The 16,892-nt window shown below is 70.7% G+C and carries 13 protein-coding genes and 1 pseudogene; 11 read left to right on the forward strand and 3 right to left on the reverse strand.

Annotated elements, in window-relative coordinates:
- Positions 1–51 precede the first annotated feature (51 nt).
- The 8 genes from ACU6WZ_RS11190 (at position 52) to ACU6WZ_RS11225 (ending at position 10,133) form a co-directional block, all read left to right on the forward strand.
- Positions 52–1,350, forward strand: a complete 1,299-nt coding sequence (locus ACU6WZ_RS11190; protein ID WP_447033030.1) for a sensor histidine kinase — start codon at positions 52–54, stop codon at positions 1,348–1,350.
- Between the two features lie 115 nt (positions 1,351–1,465).
- Positions 1,466–2,821 (forward strand): sensor histidine kinase AbrC2, encoded by a 1,356-nt coding sequence (gene abrC2 / locus ACU6WZ_RS11195; RefSeq protein WP_447033031.1) that lies wholly within the window; start codon positions 1,466–1,468, stop codon positions 2,819–2,821.
- A 212-nt stretch (positions 2,822–3,033) separates the two neighbouring features.
- On the forward strand, positions 3,034–3,693 hold the full coding sequence (gene abrC3, locus ACU6WZ_RS11200; RefSeq protein WP_447033993.1) for a response regulator AbrC3: 660 nt from the start codon (positions 3,034–3,036) through the stop codon (positions 3,691–3,693).
- A 167-nt stretch (positions 3,694–3,860) separates the two neighbouring features.
- On the forward strand, positions 3,861–5,828 hold the full coding sequence (locus ACU6WZ_RS11205) for a 2-oxoacid:acceptor oxidoreductase subunit alpha (RefSeq protein ID WP_447033032.1): 1,968 nt from the start codon (positions 3,861–3,863) through the stop codon (positions 5,826–5,828).
- Positions 5,821–6,870: a 2-oxoacid:ferredoxin oxidoreductase subunit beta gene (locus ACU6WZ_RS11210; RefSeq protein ID WP_447033034.1), complete on the forward strand. Its 1,050-nt coding sequence runs from the start codon at positions 5,821–5,823 to the stop codon at positions 6,868–6,870. The genes ACU6WZ_RS11205 and ACU6WZ_RS11210 overlap by 8 nt, the downstream gene beginning before the upstream one ends.
- A gap of 139 nt (positions 6,871–7,009) precedes the next feature.
- Positions 7,010–8,053, forward strand: a complete 1,044-nt coding sequence (gene rarD / locus ACU6WZ_RS11215) for an EamA family transporter RarD (protein ID WP_447033035.1) — start codon at positions 7,010–7,012, stop codon at positions 8,051–8,053.
- A gap of 83 nt (positions 8,054–8,136) precedes the next feature.
- On the forward strand, positions 8,137–8,586 hold the full coding sequence (locus ACU6WZ_RS11220) for a VOC family protein (protein WP_447033036.1): 450 nt from the start codon (positions 8,137–8,139) through the stop codon (positions 8,584–8,586).
- Between the two features lie 224 nt (positions 8,587–8,810).
- A complete protein-coding gene (locus ACU6WZ_RS11225; protein ID WP_447033037.1) occupies positions 8,811–10,133 on the forward strand; it encodes a M28 family peptidase in 1,323 nt (440 codons plus the stop codon).
- A 106-nt stretch (positions 10,134–10,239) separates the two neighbouring features.
- Here the strand turns inward: ACU6WZ_RS11225 and ACU6WZ_RS11230 are convergent.
- From ACU6WZ_RS11230 to ACU6WZ_RS11240, 3 genes and pseudogenes are all read right to left on the reverse strand, one after another.
- Positions 10,240–10,400, reverse strand: a pseudogene (locus ACU6WZ_RS11230) (ABC transporter ATP-binding protein); the annotation flags it as partial.
- A 14-nt stretch (positions 10,401–10,414) separates the two neighbouring features.
- A complete protein-coding gene (locus ACU6WZ_RS11235) occupies positions 10,415–11,659 on the reverse strand; it encodes a LolA family protein (RefSeq protein WP_447033039.1) in 1,245 nt (414 codons plus the stop codon).
- Between the two features lie 240 nt (positions 11,660–11,899).
- Positions 11,900–12,910, reverse strand: coding sequence for a polyprenyl synthetase family protein (locus ACU6WZ_RS11240; RefSeq protein ID WP_447033041.1), 1,011 nt, complete (start codon positions 12,908–12,910; stop codon positions 11,900–11,902).
- Positions 12,911–13,086: 176 nt separating this feature from the next.
- Between ACU6WZ_RS11240 and ACU6WZ_RS11245 the strand changes: the two genes are divergently transcribed.
- From ACU6WZ_RS11245 to fahA, 3 genes are all read left to right on the forward strand, one after another.
- A complete protein-coding gene (locus ACU6WZ_RS11245) occupies positions 13,087–13,281 on the forward strand; it encodes a hypothetical protein (protein ID WP_447034349.1) in 195 nt (64 codons plus the stop codon).
- A gap of 32 nt (positions 13,282–13,313) precedes the next feature.
- Positions 13,314–15,332: a CocE/NonD family hydrolase gene (locus ACU6WZ_RS11250; protein ID WP_447033043.1), complete on the forward strand. Its 2,019-nt coding sequence runs from the start codon at positions 13,314–13,316 to the stop codon at positions 15,330–15,332.
- Positions 15,333–15,512: 180 nt separating this feature from the next.
- Positions 15,513–16,739 carry a fumarylacetoacetase gene (gene fahA / locus ACU6WZ_RS11255; protein ID WP_447033044.1) on the forward strand — a complete coding sequence of 409 codons (1,227 nt, stop codon included), beginning with the start codon at positions 15,513–15,515 and terminating at the stop codon, positions 16,737–16,739.
- Positions 16,740–16,892 lie beyond the last annotated feature (153 nt).

Below are 16,892 nucleotides of genomic sequence, written 5' to 3' on the forward strand. Positions count from 1 at the left end.
ACCGAGGCACCCCATGGCATCCGCGCCCCGGCCCCGGCAGGCTTGGCGCCCATGACCGCCAGCACCAGCGAGCTCCACCCCGGCCGGCACCCCGACCGGCAGCCCGGACCGCACCCCGATCCCCTCGCCGATCATGACCGGCCGGAGCCCGTCCGCTTTCCGTACGGGCCCGCCACCTGGAAGGAGATCGCACAGCTCCTCCTCAATCTTCCCGCGGCCCTGGCCGGCTTCGTACTGACCGTCGTTGTCCTGGTCGTCGGGTGCGGCCTGTCGGTCACGGTGATCGGCCTGCCGCTGCTGGCCGCGGGCCTGCTCGGCGTGCGCGCCATGGGCCGGGTCGAGCGGGCGCGGGCCCGGGCACTGCTCGGTGTGTACGTCGACGAGCCGAGCCCGGCCACCGCCGGACTGCGGCCGGGCGCACACGGCTTCTTCCCCTGGCTGTGGGCGAGCCTGACGGACCCGGTGGGGTGGCGGGCGGCGCTGTACGCGGTGGTCCGGCTGCCCTGGGGTGTGCTCACCTTCACGGTAACTCTGACCGGGCTGTTCGTGCTGTGGCCGGTGCTGCCGTACCTGGTGCGGGCGATGACCAACGCGGACCGGGCCATGGTGCGCGGCCTACTGTGCCCCTCGGACGAGCTGGAGCGGCGGATCGAGGAGCTGGAGTCGGACCGGGGCGTGGTCGTCGACACGGCGGCGGCGGATCTGCGGCGTATCGAACGCGACCTGCACGACGGGGCACAGGCCCGGCTCGTCGCGCTCGCCATGGGACTCGGTATGGCGAAGGAGAAGCTGACCGGCGACCTCAGGGACCCGGCCGCGGCCGCGGCCATGGTCGACGAGGCGCACGGCGAGGTGAAACTCGCGCTGCAGGAACTGCGCGACCTGGCGCGCGGCATTCACCCGGCGGTGCTGACCGACCGGGGCCTGGACGCGGCCCTGTCGTCCATCGCGTCCCGCTGCACCGCCCCCGTACGCGTCACCGTCGATCTGGCCGCGCGCCCGGCGGAGGCGATCGAGGGCATCGCGTACTTCACGGTCTCCGAACTGCTCCAGAACATCAGCAAGCACAGTGGCGCCCGGTCCGCCGCCGTCGACGTGTGGCGCTCCGGGCAGCGGCTGCTCATCCAGGTGCGGGACGATGGGCGCGGTGGGGCGCGGCTGGACGGCGGCACCGGCATGGCCGGGTTGGCCGACCGGCTCGGCGCGGTGGACGGGCTCTTCGTCCTCGACTCCCCCGCCGGCGGGCCCACGACGGTCTCGGCCGAGCTGCCGTGGCGCGACCGCGACGCCGGTCGCGACGCCGACCGCGAGAGGACCGGGGTGGGGGAAACCCCCGCTCGCAAACGGTGACGGCCCTCATGGCCCGCGCCCGGACTGCGCAGCATTCTTGAACTGCGCAAACGCACCACCACCCCTCACCACCGGCGACTCACCAGCGACCCACCAGCAGAAACGGACGGCAGCGATGGCCACGGAGTACGCACCGCAGACCCGGGATCAGTGGGAGCGCCATACCCGCCCTCCCCGGAGGCACCTCCTGCCGCCCGCACTGCGCGCGCCCGTCGAGGGCCGCATGTGGCGGGAGTTCTGCTACCTGCTGCTCAGCCTGCCGATCAGCGTGGTGCTCTTCACCTTCGCGGTCACCATGACCTCGATCGGCATGGGACTGCTCATCACCTTCCTCGGCGTACCGGTGCTGGCGGCGGCCCTGGCCGGCTGCCGCGGCCTCGGCGCGGTCGAACGGGCCCGTGCCCGGGCGCTGCTCAAGCTGGACGTGCCGGCCCCCGCGCCCGTACGGGGCAAGCCGGGCGGCGGCCCGATGTCGTGGATCGGCGCGACGTTGAAGAGCGGGGCGTCCTGGCGTCATCTGCTGTACGCCGTCCTGCACATGCCGTGGGCCGTCTTCGCCTTCGTCCTCTCGCTGACGCTGTGGTCGTACGGCTGGGCGATGCTCACGTATCCGCTGTGGCAGTGGGTCTTTCCCACCTACGCGGGCATCGACGGCATCCAGCTGTACGGCGACTCGACGCGCAACGTCTACCTCGACAACCCCGTCGAACTGGCCGTGACCAGCGGGTTCGGGCTGGTGCTGACCCTCGCGACCCCGTGGGTCGTGCGCGGCCTGGTGACCGTGGACCGGGTGATGGTGGCCGGGCTGCTCGGCCCGTCCCGGCTGGCTTCTCGCGTCTCTGAGCTGGAGTCGGACCGTGGCGTCGTCGCCGACACCGCGGCGGCGGATCTGCGGCGGATCGAACGCGATCTGCATGACGGGGCGCAGGCCCGGCTCGTCGCGCTCGCCATGGACCTGGGGCTGGCCAAGGAGAAGCTGACCGGCGACTTCAAGGACCCGGACGCGGCGGCGCGCATGGTGGACGAGGCGCACGGCGAGGTGAAGATCGCGTTGCAGGAACTGCGTGACCTGGCCCGGGGCATCCATCCGGCCGTCCTGACCGACCGCGGCCTGGACGCGGCCCTGTCGGCGGTTGCCTCCCGGTGCACGGTGCCGGTGCACGTCGAGGTGGACCTCCCGACGCGGCCGGCGCCCGCCATCGAGGGCATCGCGTACTTCACGGTCTCCGAACTGCTCCAGAACATCAGCAAGCACGCCCACGCGTCCCGCGCCACGATCGACGTGTGGGAGACGGGCGGCCGGCTGATGCTCCAGGTCGGCGACGACGGCCGGGGCGGCGCCGAGGCCGCGGGGGGCTCGGGACTGGCCGGCCTGGCGGAGCGGCTGGACGCGGTCGACGGCATCCTGGTGGTCGACTCCCCTGCCGGCGGACCCACCACGGTCACCGCGGAGCTGCCCTGGCGCGGCTGATCGGCCGCCAGGTGCCGCCCGGTTTCGCCCCCGCCGGGTGGTGCTCCTGCAGGGGCGCTGCCGCGCGCTTGCTCCCGTACGCCACTGTTGACGGGCATTGCCCCTGCCCCGGTGCGGATGCTGGGATGATGCTGGGTGGCGACAGGCAACGGCGGGCGACGAGGGTGGGGAGCAGTCAATTGCTGGGGGAACAAGGGCCGGTGGAGAACAGGGTGCGCGTGGTCATCGCCGAGGATTCGGTGCTGCTCCGGGAGGGCCTGACCCGGCTTCTGAGGGACCTCGGACACGAGGTGGTGGCGGGCGTCGGGGACGCGGAAGCCCTGATCAGGACGGTGCGTGACCTGGCGGCCGAAAACGCGCTGCCGGACGTCGTGGTGGCGGACGTACGGATGCCGCCGACCCACACCGACGAGGGCGTGCGCGCCGCGGTGCGGCTGCGCAAGGACCATCCCGGGATCGGAGTGCTGGTGCTGTCGCAGTACGTCGAGGAGCGGTACGCGACCGAGTTGCTGGCCGGGTCGAGCCGGGGCGTCGGCTATCTGCTGAAGGACCGGGTGGCCGAGGTACGCGAGTTCGTGGACGCCGTGGTGCGGGTGGCGCACGGCGGGACGGCGCTGGATCCCGAGGTCGTCGCGCAGTTGCTCGGGCGCAGCCGGAAGCAGGATGTTCTCGCCGGACTGACACCGCGTGAGCGGGAGGTCCTGGGCCTGATGGCCGAGGGACGGACGAACTCGGCGGTGGCCAGGCAACTGGTCGTCAGCGACGGCGCGGTCGAGAAGCACGTCAGCAACATCTTCATGAAACTCGGGCTCTCGCCCAGCGACGGGGACCACCGTCGGGTGCTGGCGGTGCTGACGCATCTGAACTCATGACGGTTTTGAACTCCTGAACGGTTCTGAACTCGTGAACGGCCATCTCAAATCGCGGTCGATCCTGCGATCGGTCCGGGGAAGGACACCCTTACCGACGTAGGGTGGACATCGGGGCCACCGGTAGCCCGGCCGGTCCCGAGCAGCCGCCTTCAGGGAGGTCCAGTTCAGTGACCAGCCAGGTCAGTAGCCCGGCCGAGCAGGCCGACGGATCCGATGGTGCCGACGACGCGAAGGACGCGGTCGTCGGAGAACAACGCAGCACGCCGCAGCGGAAAGCCGCCGGGAAAGAAGTCCGCCGTCTCGACCGGGTGATTATCCGGTTCGCGGGTGACTCGGGTGACGGGATGCAGCTGACGGGGGACCGTTTCACGTCGGAGACGGCCTCGTTCGGCAACGACCTCTCGACGCTGCCCAACTTCCCCGCCGAGATCCGCGCCCCGGCCGGCACCCTGCCCGGTGTCTCCAGTTTCCAGCTGCACTTCGCCGACCACGACATCCTCACCCCCGGCGACGCGCCGAATGTGCTGGTCGCGATGAACCCGGCCGCGTTGAAGGCCAACATCGCCGACGTGCCGCCCGGGGCGGACATCATCGTCAACACCGATGAGTTCACCAAACGCCCCATGGCGAAGGTCGGCTATGCCACCTCTCCGCTGGAGGACGGCTCACTGGAGGCGTACCGCGTCCACCCGGTGCCGCTGACGACGATGACGATCGAGGCGCTGAAGGAGTTCGGGCTCTCCCGCAAGGAGGCCGAACGCAGCAAGAACATGTTCGCGCTGGGGCTGCTGTCCTGGATGTATCACCGGCCGACCGAGAGCACCGAAGCGTTCCTGCGCACCAAGTTCGCGAAGAAGCCACAGATCGCCGAGGCGAACGTGGCCGCGTTCCGGGCCGGCTGGAACTTCGGCGAGACCACCGAGGACTTCGCGGTCTCCTACGAAGTCGCCCCGGCCACCCATGCCTTCCCCGCCGGCACCTACCGCAACATCTCCGGCAACCTCGCCCTGTCATACGGCCTTGTCGCGGCCTCCCAGCAAGCAGACCTGCCGCTCTACCTGGGCTCCTACCCGATCACCCCGGCCTCCGACATCCTCCACGAGCTGTCGAAGCACAAGAACTTCGGTGTGCGCACCTTCCAGGCCGAAGACGAGATCGCCGCCATCGGCGCGGCTCTCGGCGCGGCGTTCGGCGGACAGCTCGCGGTGACGACGACGTCGGGTCCTGGGGTGGCTCTGAAGTCGGAGACGATCGGGCTGGCCGTCTCGCTGGAGCTGCCGCTGCTGGTCGTCGCGATCCAGCGCGGCGGGCCCTCCACCGGCCTGCCGACGAAGACCGAGCAGGCCGACCTGCTGCAGGCCATGTTCGGCAGGAACGGTGAGGCGCCGGTCCCGATCGTCGCCCCCAAGACCCCCGCCGACTGTTTCGACGCGGCCCTGGACGCGACCCGGATCGCCCTGACCTACCGGACACCGGTCTTCCTGCTCTCCGACGGTTACCTCGCCAACGGCTCCGAACCCTGGCGCATCCCGGACGTCGGTGAACTCCCCGACCTGCGAGTGCAGTTCGCCACTGGCCCCAACCACACTCTGGCCGACGGCACCGACGTCTTCTGGCCGTACAAGCGCGACCCGCACACCCTCGCCCGCCCCTGGGCCGTCCCCGGCACGCCGGGCCTTGAGCACCGTATCGGCGGTATCGAGAAGCAGGACGGCACGGGCAACATCTCCTACGACCCGGCCAACCACGACTTCATGGTCCGCACCCGCCAGGCCAAGATCGACGGCATCGAAGTCCCCGACCTGGACGTCGACGACCCGGCCGGGGCGCGGACGCTGGTGCTGGGCTGGGGGTCGACGTACGGGCCCATCACCGCCGCCGTACGCCGCCTCCGCGGCGCCGGGACTCCCATCGCACAGGCCCATCTGCGCCACCTCAACCCCTTCCCCCGCAACCTCGGTGACGTGCTGGGGCGTTACGACACGGTGGTGGTGCCGGAAATGAACCTCGGCCAGCTCGCCACCCTGCTGCGGGCGAAGTACCTGGTCGACGCCCACTCGTACACCCAGGTCAACGGCATGCCGTTCAAGGCCGAGCAGCTCGCCACGGCTCTCAAGGAGGCCATCCATGGCTGAGGCACTCTCACTGGTCCCCAAGGCCGAGGCCGCGCAGTCGATAAAGGACTTCAAGTCCGATCAGGAAGTGCGCTGGTGCCCCGGCTGCGGCGACTACGCCGTCCTCGCCGCCGTGCAGGGTTTCATGCCCGAACTCGGCCTCGCCAAAGAGAACATCGTCTTCGTCTCCGGCATCGGCTGCTCCTCCCGCTTCCCGTACTACATGAACACGTACGGGATGCACTCCATCCACGGCCGCGCCCCCGCCATCGCCACCGGCCTCGCCACCAGCCGACGCGACCTCTCCGTCTGGGTCGTCACCGGCGACGGCGACGCCCTCTCCATCGGCGGCAACCACCTGATCCACGCACTGCGCCGCAACGTGAACCTGAAGATCCTCCTCTTCAACAACCGGATCTACGGCCTCACCAAGGGCCAGTACTCCCCCACCTCCGAACTCGGCAAGATCACCAAATCCACGCCGATGGGGTCCCTCGACGCCCCCTTCAACCCGGTGTCGCTCGCCATCGGTGCCGAGGCGTCCTTCGTCGCCCGCACCATCGACTCCGACCGCAAACACCTCACCGACGTCCTGCGCCAAGCCGCCGACCACCCCGGCACCGCACTCGTCGAGATCTACCAGAACTGCAACATCTTCAACGACGGTGCCTTCGAAGCGCTCAAGGACAAGGAGCGGGCCCAGGAAGCCGTCATCCGGCTGGAGCACGGGCAGCCGATCCGCTTCGGGGCCGACGGAGCGAAGGGCGTCGTACGCGACCCCGCAACCGGGGACCTCAAGGTGGTGAGCGTCACCGAGGACAACCAGTCCCAGATCCTCGTCCACGACGCCCACGCGACGAGCCCCACCACCGCCTTCGCCCTCTCCCGCCTCGCGGACCCGGACACCCTCCACCACACCCCCATCGGCGTCCTGCGCAGCATTCACCGTCCCGTCTACGACACCCTCATGGCCGACCAGCTCGACACCGCCGTCGAACGGGACGGCAAGGGCGACCTGAGCGCCCTCCTCGCAGGCAGGGACACCTGGACCGTCGTCGGCTGAGCGCCCTGCCGGGTGTCCCGCTGATCCTGCTGGCCCGCTGATCCCGCCGCCTGTCATGACCGTCACGTAATACGGGCATGACAGGCGGGTCCTGTCGGCGCTACCGTCAGCAGGTCGGTGCGCGCGGTCAGGAGGGCCAGTGAAGTCGGTCAACGAACAGCGGTCGGGGTTGCTGTACGGCATCGGCGCCTACGGATTGTGGGGGCTCGTCCCCCTCTTCTGGCCGCTCCTCAAGCCCGCGGGCGCCATGGAGATCCTCGCCCACCGCATGGTCTGGTCGCTGGCCGTCGTCGGCATCGTGCTGCTCGCGGTGCGCCGGTGGGCATGGATCGGTGAGCTGATACGCCAGCCCCGCAGGCTGGGGCTCATCGCGCTCGCCGCGACCGTCATCACCGTCAACTGGGGCCTCTACATCTGGGCGGTCAACAACGGCCAGGTGGTCGAGGCCTCCCTCGGCTACTTCATCAACCCGCTCGTCACCATCGCCATGGGCGTTCTGCTGCTGAAGGAGCGTCTGCGGCCCGCCCAGTGGCTGGCGGTCGGCGTCGGCTTCGCCGCCGTGCTCGTGCTGGCCGTCGGGTACGGGCGGCCGCCCTGGATCTCCCTGGTGCTGGCGTTCTCGTTCGCGACGTACGGCCTGATCAAGAAGAAGGTCAACCTCGGCGGGGTCGAGTCGCTGGCAGCCGAGACCGCGATCCAGTTCCTGCCCGCGCTGGGCTTTCTGCTCTGGATCGGTTCGCAGGACACCGCCACCTTCGGCGCCGAGGGCCCGGGGCATGCGGCGCTGCTCGCCGCGACGGGCATCGTGACCGCCGTGCCGCTGGTCTGCTTCGGTGCGGCGGCGATCCGGGTGCCACTGTCGACGCTGGGGCTCTTGCAGTACCTGGCCCCGGTGTTCCAGTTCGGACTGGGAGTCGTGTACTTCCACGAGGCGATGCCGCCGGAGCGCTGGGCCGGGTTCTCGCTGGTCTGGGCGGCGCTGGCGCTGCTGACGGGTGATGCGCTGCGCACCGCGCGGCGAGGGCGGGCGCAGGCGCTGCGGCTGGCGGCAGTCGCTGCCGAGGCGGCGCCGGGTCCCGCTTCCGTGCCCGCGGCCAAACCCGACGCGAAGCTCGACGCGCAGGCCGGCGGGCAAGCCGGCGGGCAAGCCGACCCGAAGCCCGCGCCCACCCCGGCTCCGTAACACCCGAGAACCCCGAGCCGGCCGTGCGCACCGCCGCGGCGTGTTCGTTGCGGGCGCGGCCGGCAGCCACTATCAGTGGGTGCATGACACTGCACTGGAAGCTCGTCATCGACGCCGGCGACCCGCACGCCCAGGCCGACTTCTGGGCCGAGGCTCTCGGCTACGACGTGGAGGACAACAGCGTCCACATCGAGCGGCTCCTCGGTTTCGGCGTCGTACCGCCCGCGGCGGCGGTGGATTTCCACGGCCGCCGCGCCTGGCGCGATCTCGTCGCCGTCCGGCATCCGGACGACGCGTACGACAAGGAGACGGGGACGGGGCTCGGCCGCCGGATCCTCTTCCAGCGCGTACCCGAGGCCAAGACCGTCAAGAACCGGCTGCACATCGACGTGCACTCGGAGCCCGGCGCCCGGGAGAGCGAGGTGGAGCGCCTTGAGGCGCTGGGGGCGAGCGTGCAGCACCGCGCGAAGGAGCCCGGGGGCGAGTGGGTGATCATGACGGACCCCGAGGGCAACGAGTTCTGCGTCCACTGAGGCCCCCGCCGCTCTCCCGGAAGTCTCCGGCATGCGAACACCGTTGTCCGGTTTCCGCTCTTGACGCAGACTCAAAATCTCACTGACCATGCAGCACGCACAGCGCAGCTCAGCACAGACAGCACAGCACAGCACCACCAGCTCCAGCGCCCCGGGCCGCAGCAAGCGTCCCGGGGCGTCCCGCACGTTCCGTCTGTCCCCGAACGGAATCCCGGAGCCCCCACATGAGACTCACCGGCAACTCGTCCCTCTCCCGACGCACGGCCGCAGCCGTCGCCCTCGCCCTCGCCGGCCTGGTCGCCGCCACCGCCCCGTCCGCGACGGCCGCCCCGTCCGCGGCGCTCGCCGCGCCCGACATACCCGTCGCCAACGTCAAGGCGCACCTCACCCAGCTCCAGTCGATATCCAGCGCCAACGGCGGCAACCGCGCCCACGGCCGCCCCGGCTACAAGGCGTCCGTCGACTACGTGAAGGCCAAGCTCGACGCCGCCGGCTTCACCACCACCGTCACGCAGTTCACCGCGAGTGGCGCAACCGGCTACAACCTGATCGCCGACTGGCCGGGCGGCGACCCGAACCAGATACTCATGGCCGGCGCCCACCTCGACTCGGTCAGCTCCGGCCCCGGCATCAACGACAACGGGTCGGGCTCCGCCGCCGTCCTGGAGACAGCTTTGGCCGTTTCCCGCGCGCAGCTCAAGCCCACAAAGCATCTGCGCTTCGGCTGGTGGGGCGCGGAGGAGCTGGGACTGGTCGGCTCGAAGGCGTACGTCAACAGCCTGCCGTCGACCGAGCGCTCCAAGTTCTCCGGGTACCTCAACTTCGACATGATCGGCTCGCCGAACCCCGGCTACTTCGTCTACGACGACGACCCGGCCATCGAGCAGACCTTCAAGGACTTCTACGCGGGCCTCGGCGTCCCCACCGAGATCGAGACCGAGGGCGACGGCCGCTCGGACCACGCGAGTTTCAAGAACGTCGGCATACCGGTGGGCGGCCTCTTCACCGGCGCAAGCCGCACGAAGTCCAGCGCCCAGGCCCAGAAGTGGGGCGGCACGGCCGGCCAGGCCTTCGACCGCTGCTACCACTCGTCCTGCGACACCACGGCGAACATCAACGACACCGCCCTGGACCGCAACAGTGACGCCGTCGCCCACGCCGTGTGGACGCTGGGCACCGAGGGCTCCGTACCGCCCGGCGGCACGGTGTTCGAGAACCCCGCCGATGTCGCCGTCCCGGACAACGGTGCGGCGGTCACCTCGACGGTCACCGTGTCCGGTCGTACGGGCAACGCCCCGGCCACGCTCAAGGTGGGCGTCGACATCAAGCACACCTGGCGCGGCGACCTGGTCGTCGACCTGCTGGCGCCGGACGGTACGGCGTACCTGCTGAAGAGCTCCAGCAGCAACGACTCGGCCGACAACGTGATCGCCACCTACACGGTGAACGCGTCGAGCGAGGTGGCCAACGGCGCCTGGAAGCTCAGGGTCCAGGACATCGCGGCGCAGGACACCGGCTACATCGACAGCTGGAAGCTCACCTTCTGACACCCCTCACGGGGCGGCCCGGCCACGGCGGTGGCCGGGCCGTCTCGGATCGAGGCTCTCAGATCAGCGCTCTCAGACTGCGGCCCCGTCAGGCGGTGATGTCCTTCGTGGCGAAACGGGCCCACGCGCGGGGTCCGAGGAATCCGAAACGCTGCCGGCGGGCACCGTGAGGTCGAGGCCGTCGACGGCGAGCTGCCCGCCGCGGAAACGCTTGGTGAGCGCGCGTGTGCTGATGACGCTCTCTTCCACGGCGGCCAGCTCCTCCATCCCTGCCTACCTGCCTACTTGGCCGCGGCGTCGGCCGCCCGGACCAGAGCGTCCTGGGTGACCGCGCCGACGTACACCTTGCCGTCGTCCGTCATCAGGGCGTTGACCAGGCGCGTCTTGAAGACGGTGCCCTCGCCGAACGAGCCGGACACCTTGTCGCCGAGCGCGCCGAGGAACTGCTGCGCCTCGGGCGGTACGTCGCCCGACTTCGGCGCCCCGGAACCGGCACTCGCCGGGGAGGAGATCTCGGCGACCGATGTCCAGCCCTCACCGATGACGTTGAGGCCCTCGAAGTCCTTGAGGTCCTCGGGCGCCTTGCCCTTGAAGTCCTTCAGCTCCTTCTCGTGGGCTTTCTTCTCCGCCTTCTCCGCGTCGCCCTCGGTCACCTTCGTGCCCTTGGGCGGGGTGAAGGCGAAGGTGTCCGCGGACGGCTTCGAGAAGTCGACCTTGGTGAAGCCCGCGTCGACGGCGGCCTTGCCGCCGCTGCTCGGGGTGAGGGTGAACTTGAGCGGTACGCCGTGCTCGGCGTCGACCGCGATACGGATCGCCCCGACCGTGGAGCCGGACTGCTTGGGCTTGATCAGCAGCTGGTACGCGTCCCGGCCGGCCACCTGCGCCGTACCGTCGACGGTCACCGATGTGGTGTCGTCCGCGGCCTTCAGCGCCTCTTCGGCCAGCGCCTTGGGGGTCGTCGGGACCCCTTCGGACACATCGTGGCCGTCGGAGTCCTTGCCCTTGGCGGGCGCCTCGCCCTTCGTGTGGAACGCCTCGTTCGAGGCGCTGTCGTACGCCCACACCTCGCCGCCGTTGCGGATGAGGCTGTACTCGGCGGCGTCGTCCATGATCGACACCCGCTGCCTGTCAGGACCGTCGGCCGCGACCCGCAGGGTGTGGGTGCCCGAGGCGAGCTCCAGCAGCTTGGCCTGCGGATCGGCGGCGGAACCTTCGCCGTCGCCCTCACCCTTCGGCAGCAGGCTCTCGGCCATGCCGCCGAGCGCCGGGATGCCCAGGTCCGTGTTGATCTTCATGGTGCCGGAGAGCTGCTGCGTGTCCGACGCGGCGATCTTCTCGACCAGCTGCTGCGCGGTGATCTTCGGCAGTTCGGGGTCGCCGGAATCGGCGAGCGCCGGGACCAGCCCGATGGTCGCCGCCGCCACCCCCGCCACCGCGAGCGGGACGATGTAGCGGGCGGCCTTCCGGCGGCCCGGTACGTCGTCCGTGGCCTCGTCGGTGGTCTGTGCCCTGTCGTTCGGTGCCATGTGTTCCCTACCTCCGTGGTCGGCGGCCGTCTCCCGTTGCACTCGTCCACCCCGCGCCGCCATTCTCACCCGAATTGGTGGGGAGTGGTGTTTTCCATCTGACCAAATGCGCGGCCGTGAATCGTCAGCCCCCGGGATCAACTCCGTCTACTGCTCCGGGATGACATACGGCAACGGCGCCTCCCCCTGCGGTCAGGGGAGACGCCGCCACGAAGTCAGGGGCACCCAGGCCCGCCCGCCCTACCCGGCGCGGTGCACCACCGCGTCGCACAGCTCCTCCAGAGCCGCCTTCGCGTAGCACTCGGGCAGCGGTGCCAACGTGGCCCGCGCCTCCTGTGCGTACCGAACGGTGTCGCGCCGCGCCTGCTCCAGCGCCGGGTGCGCGCGCAGCCGCCGCAGCACCTCGGCGTGCCGGGTGTCGTCGCTGAGGTCCCCGTCGAGCAGCTCGCACAGTTCCAGGTCGTCCGGGCGGCCGTGCTCGGTGGCCTGCGCGCGCAGCAGCAGCACGGGCAGCGTGGCCACGCCCTCGCGCAGGTCGGTGCCGGGCGTCTTCCCGGACTCGTGGCTGTCGCTGGCGATGTCGAGTACGTCGTCGGCGAGCTGGAAGGCGGTGCCCAGGCGCTCGCCGTACTGCGTGAGGATGTCGACGACGCTCTCCTCGGCGCCCGCCATCATCGCCCCGAAACGTCCGGAGACGGCGATCAGCGAGCCGGTCTTGCCGGCGATGACGTCCAGGTAGTGGCCGACCGGCTCCTGGTCCTCACGCGGCCCGGCGGTCTCCAGGATCTGGCCCGTGACCAGACGCTCGAAGGCCTCGGCCTGGATGCGTACGGCCTCCGGCCCGAGGTCGGCCAGGATGTGCGACGCCCGTGCGAAGAGGAAGTCGCCGGTCAGGACGGCGACGGAGTTGCCCCAGCTGGCATTGGCGCTGGCGACTCCGCGGCGTACGTCCGCCTCGTCCATCACGTCATCGTGGTAGAGCGTCGCCAGGTGCGTGAGCTCCACGACCACGGCCGACGGCACGATGCCGGGTGCGTGGGGGTCGCCGAACTGCGCGGCGAGCATCACCAGCAGCGGCCGGAACCGCTTACCGCCCGCCCTGACCAGATGCTGGGCGGCCTCCGTGATGAAGGGGACCTCGCTCTTGGTCGCGTCGAGCAGACCCTCCTCGACAGCTGCCAGCCCGGACTGGACATCGGTCTCAAGAGCCTGGTCCCGCACGCTCAGTCCGAACGGCCCGACGACGGTCACGAGGGTCACTCCTGTCTGCTGACGATCACACGGATTGTCGATGTGTCGCTGTCTTCACTCAACTCAGCGTATCCGGTCGCGTTTCGATCACTGTGAGCGCCTGCCCGTCGCCCCGCGCACAGTCCGTAGGGCCCATGTATGTTCTGGATCAGCTGATACGACCAGGAGTAAGCCTTTTGTCCCGCACCGTGTCCGACCCGCAGCCCGACGAGCCGGCCGAGCCCGTGGAGGACGGCCCGCCGCCAAGCTCGTACGACGACATATCGCACCCCGTGTACTTCGGCGTCAACGGCGCGGTCGCGGTCGCCGCCGGCCTCGTCGTCGTCCTGATGGCGCCCTGGCTGCGCCGCACCATGCACCCCGTCCACTGAGGCGTTCCCCGAGGCCTTCCCTGAGGTGGCTCATGCAGATCCGCACCGCTTCCGACCTTCCGTACCGCACGACGCACGAGGACGTACGGATTCCGCTTCCCGACGGGACGCGGCTGTACGCCCGCGTCTGGCGCCCGGAGACCGACGAGCCCGTACCGGCGCTGCTCGAGTACCTGCCGTACCGCCTCAGCGACTGGACGGCGCCGCGCGACTGGCAGCGCCACCCCTGGTACGCGGGGCACGGCTACGCCTCGGTGCGGGTGGATGTGCGCGGGCACGGCAACAGCGAGGGCATGCCGGGCGACGAGTACGACGCCACCGAACTGGCCGACGGGGTCGCGGTCGTGCACTGGCTCGCCGAGCAGCCCTGGTGCACCGGCAAGGTCGGCATGTTCGGCATCTCCTGGGGCGGCTTCAACTCCCTCCAGATCGCGGCGCTCGCGCCCGAGCCGCTCAAGGCGGTCGTCACGGTCTGCTCATCGGACGACCGCTATGACAACGACGTGCACTACATGGGTGGTTCCGTACTCGCCGTGGACATGCACGCCTGGGCGGCGACGATGCTCGCCTACGTGTGCCGCCCGCCGGACCCCGCGCAGGTGGGCGACGCCTGGCGGCAGATGTGGCTCGACCGCCTGGAGGCCGTCGACCCCTTCATCCACACCTGGCTCGCGCACCAGACCCGCGACGAGTACTGGAAGCACGGCAGCGTCTGCGAGGACTACGGCGCGATCAACGCGGCGGTGCTCGCGGTGGGCGGCTGGCACGACCCGTACCGGGACACCGTCCTGCGGCTCGTCGAACACCTCGACCCGACCCGGGTCCGCGGCCTGATCGGCCCGTGGTCGCACCAGTACCCCGACCGCGGACTGCCCCCGGGCCCCGCGATCGGCTTCCTCCAGGAGACCCTGCGCTGGTGGGACCACTGGCTCAAGGGCGACGAGCGCACCGGCGTCATGGCCGAGCCGCTCCTGCGCTCCTGGATCAGCGACTCGCACCCCCCGAAGACGGTGTACGACGAGTTGCCCGGCCGGTGGGCGGGAGACCCGGCGTGGCCGTCCCCCCACGTCACCGCGGCGGCGTACGCCCTCCAGGGGCCACCGCTCGATGTCGACTCCCCGATGCAGACGGGCATGGACGCGGGGCGCTACTTCCCCTTCGGCAACGACGCGGATCTGCCGCCCGACCAGCGGGACGAGGACGCGAAGTCGGCGAGCTTCGAGTTCCCGGTGGGGGAAGCGCCCATCGAGATCCTGGGCCGCCCCGCGGTCCGGCTGCGACTGCGGATGGACGTGCCGTACGGCCAGGCCGTCGCCCGCCTCTGCGACGTAGCCCCGGACGGCTCGTCGACCCTGGTCACCCGGGGCGTGCTCAACCTCGCGGCGCGGGGCGGCCGGGAGCGGGCCGAGGCGTGGCCGCCGGGCGCGACCGAGGACGTCAGCTTCCAGCTGAACGGCATCGGCCACAGCTTCGCGCCGGGCCACCGCATCCGCCTCTCCGTCTCGTCGGCGTACTGGCCGTGGATCTGGCCGGCGAGCGGCTCGGCGGGCTTCACGCTGGACCCGGCGGGCAGCGCCCTGGAACTCCCGGTCCGCGCCCCTACCGGGGAGGCCAACGCTGCCGGGGCCGCGATCACCTTCGAGGCGCCGGAACAGTCCGAACCCCTCGGCGTCACCTTCCCCGCCGACCCCGCGGGGCAGCGGCCGGAACGGGTGATCGTCCGCGATGTGGCCGCCGGGGAATGGCGGATGGAGGTCGACCCCCGGTACGGGGGGACGAGGATCTACCCGGACGGGCTGGAGCTCACCGAGGAAGCGGTGGAGACGTACACGATCAACGAGACGGACCCGCACAGCGCCCACACCCGCTCGGACTGGCGGATCAGGCTGCACCGGCCGGACCGCGACTGGGACGTGGAGATCGAGACGCGCTCCGATATCAGCTGCGACGCGGCCGACTTCATCACGTCGAACGAGGTCACCTGCCGGGAGGGCGGCGAAACGGTTTTCCACCGCACCTGGGAAAAGCGCATCCCGCGCGCGACGGGCTGACGGGAACGGAGATCCGGACAGATCCGAAGGGAGATCCGGAGGGAGATCCGGAGGGAGATCCGAACGAAGATCCTCTCCCCTGCCCCCATTTCCGGCATAGGGCACTCTTTGGGCACTGCCCTCGCAGGCGACACCCACGTAACGTGTTCCTCTCACGACGTGGAAAGCGAGGCAGCACCCATGCCCGAGCAGAGCCCGCTCGACCTTGCCGAGGACGATCTCTTCGGCCCGCACAACCTGCCTTACGGTGTCTTCTCGACCGCGGACGAGCCGGAGCGGCGCCGGGTCGGGGTCCGTATCGGCGGCCATGTGCTGGACGTCGGGGCGGCGGCCCTCACCCTGGGCTCGCCGTACGCCGCGCTGCTCGCCCAGCCCACCCTCAACCCGCTGCTGTCCGCCGGGCGCACCGCGTGGCGGGACGTGCGCCGCGCGCTCACCGCCTGGGTCACGAGCCCGGCGCACCGCGCCGACATAGAGCCCCTGCTGCACCCCGTGTCCGTCGTCACCCTGCATCTCCCGTACGAGATCGCGGACTACGTCGACTTCTACGCCTCCGAGCACCACGCCACCAACGTGGGCCGGATCTTCCGCCCCGACGGCGACGCGCTGACGCCCAACTGGAAGCACCTGCCGATCGGCTACCACGGCCGGTCCGGCACGGTCGTCGTGTCCGGCACGGAGGTGGTACGCCCCAGCGGCCAGCGCAAGGCACCGGCGGACCCGGCCCCCGTCTTCGGCCCGTCGGTCAAGCTCGACATCGAGGCGGAGGTCGGCTTCGTGGTCGGCACACCGTCCACGCACGGCACGCCGGTCCCGCTCGCGGACTACCGGGACCACGTCTTCGGCCTGTTCCTCCTCAACGACTGGTCGGCGCGGGACATCCAGGCCTGGGAGTACGTGCCCCTCGGCCCCTTCCTCGGCAAGTCCTTCGCCACCTCGGTGTCGGCGTGGGTGACGCCGCTGGAGGCCATGGACGCGGCCCAAGTGGCGCCCCCGGCGCGCGACTTCCCCCTCCTGCCCTATCTGGACGACTCCGGGGAGGAGGAGCCGGGCGGCTACGACGTGCGCATCGAGGTGAGGATCAACGGCGAGGTGGTCTCCGAGCCGCCCTTCTCCTCCATGTACTGGACGGCCGCCCAGCAGCTCGCCCAGATGACGGCGAACGGCGCGTCCCTGCGCACCGGCGACGTCTTCGGCTCGGGCACGGTGAGCGGCCCCGAGGTGAACCAGCGCGGCTCCCTTCTGGAGCTCACCTGGAACGGCCGCGACGCGCTCGAACTCCCCACCGGGAAGCGGACGTTCCTGGAGGACGGCGACGAGGTGACGATGACGGCGTGGGCGCCGGGCCCGGACGGCACGCGCGTCGGCCTGGGTGAGGTCCGAGGCCGCATCACCCCGGCACGCTGACCCCCCGCCGCTGCGCGGCGCCTTCTCCCCGACCCGCCCCTTCCCGAAGTGACATTGCGCGGCTCCGCCGCGTGGGGGGCTCCGCCCCAGACCCCGCTCCTCAATCGCCGGAGAGGCTGAGTTTTCAGCCCGTCCGGCGATTGTGGACAACGC

It is taken from the genome of Streptomyces hypolithicus, from assembly GCF_052934925.1.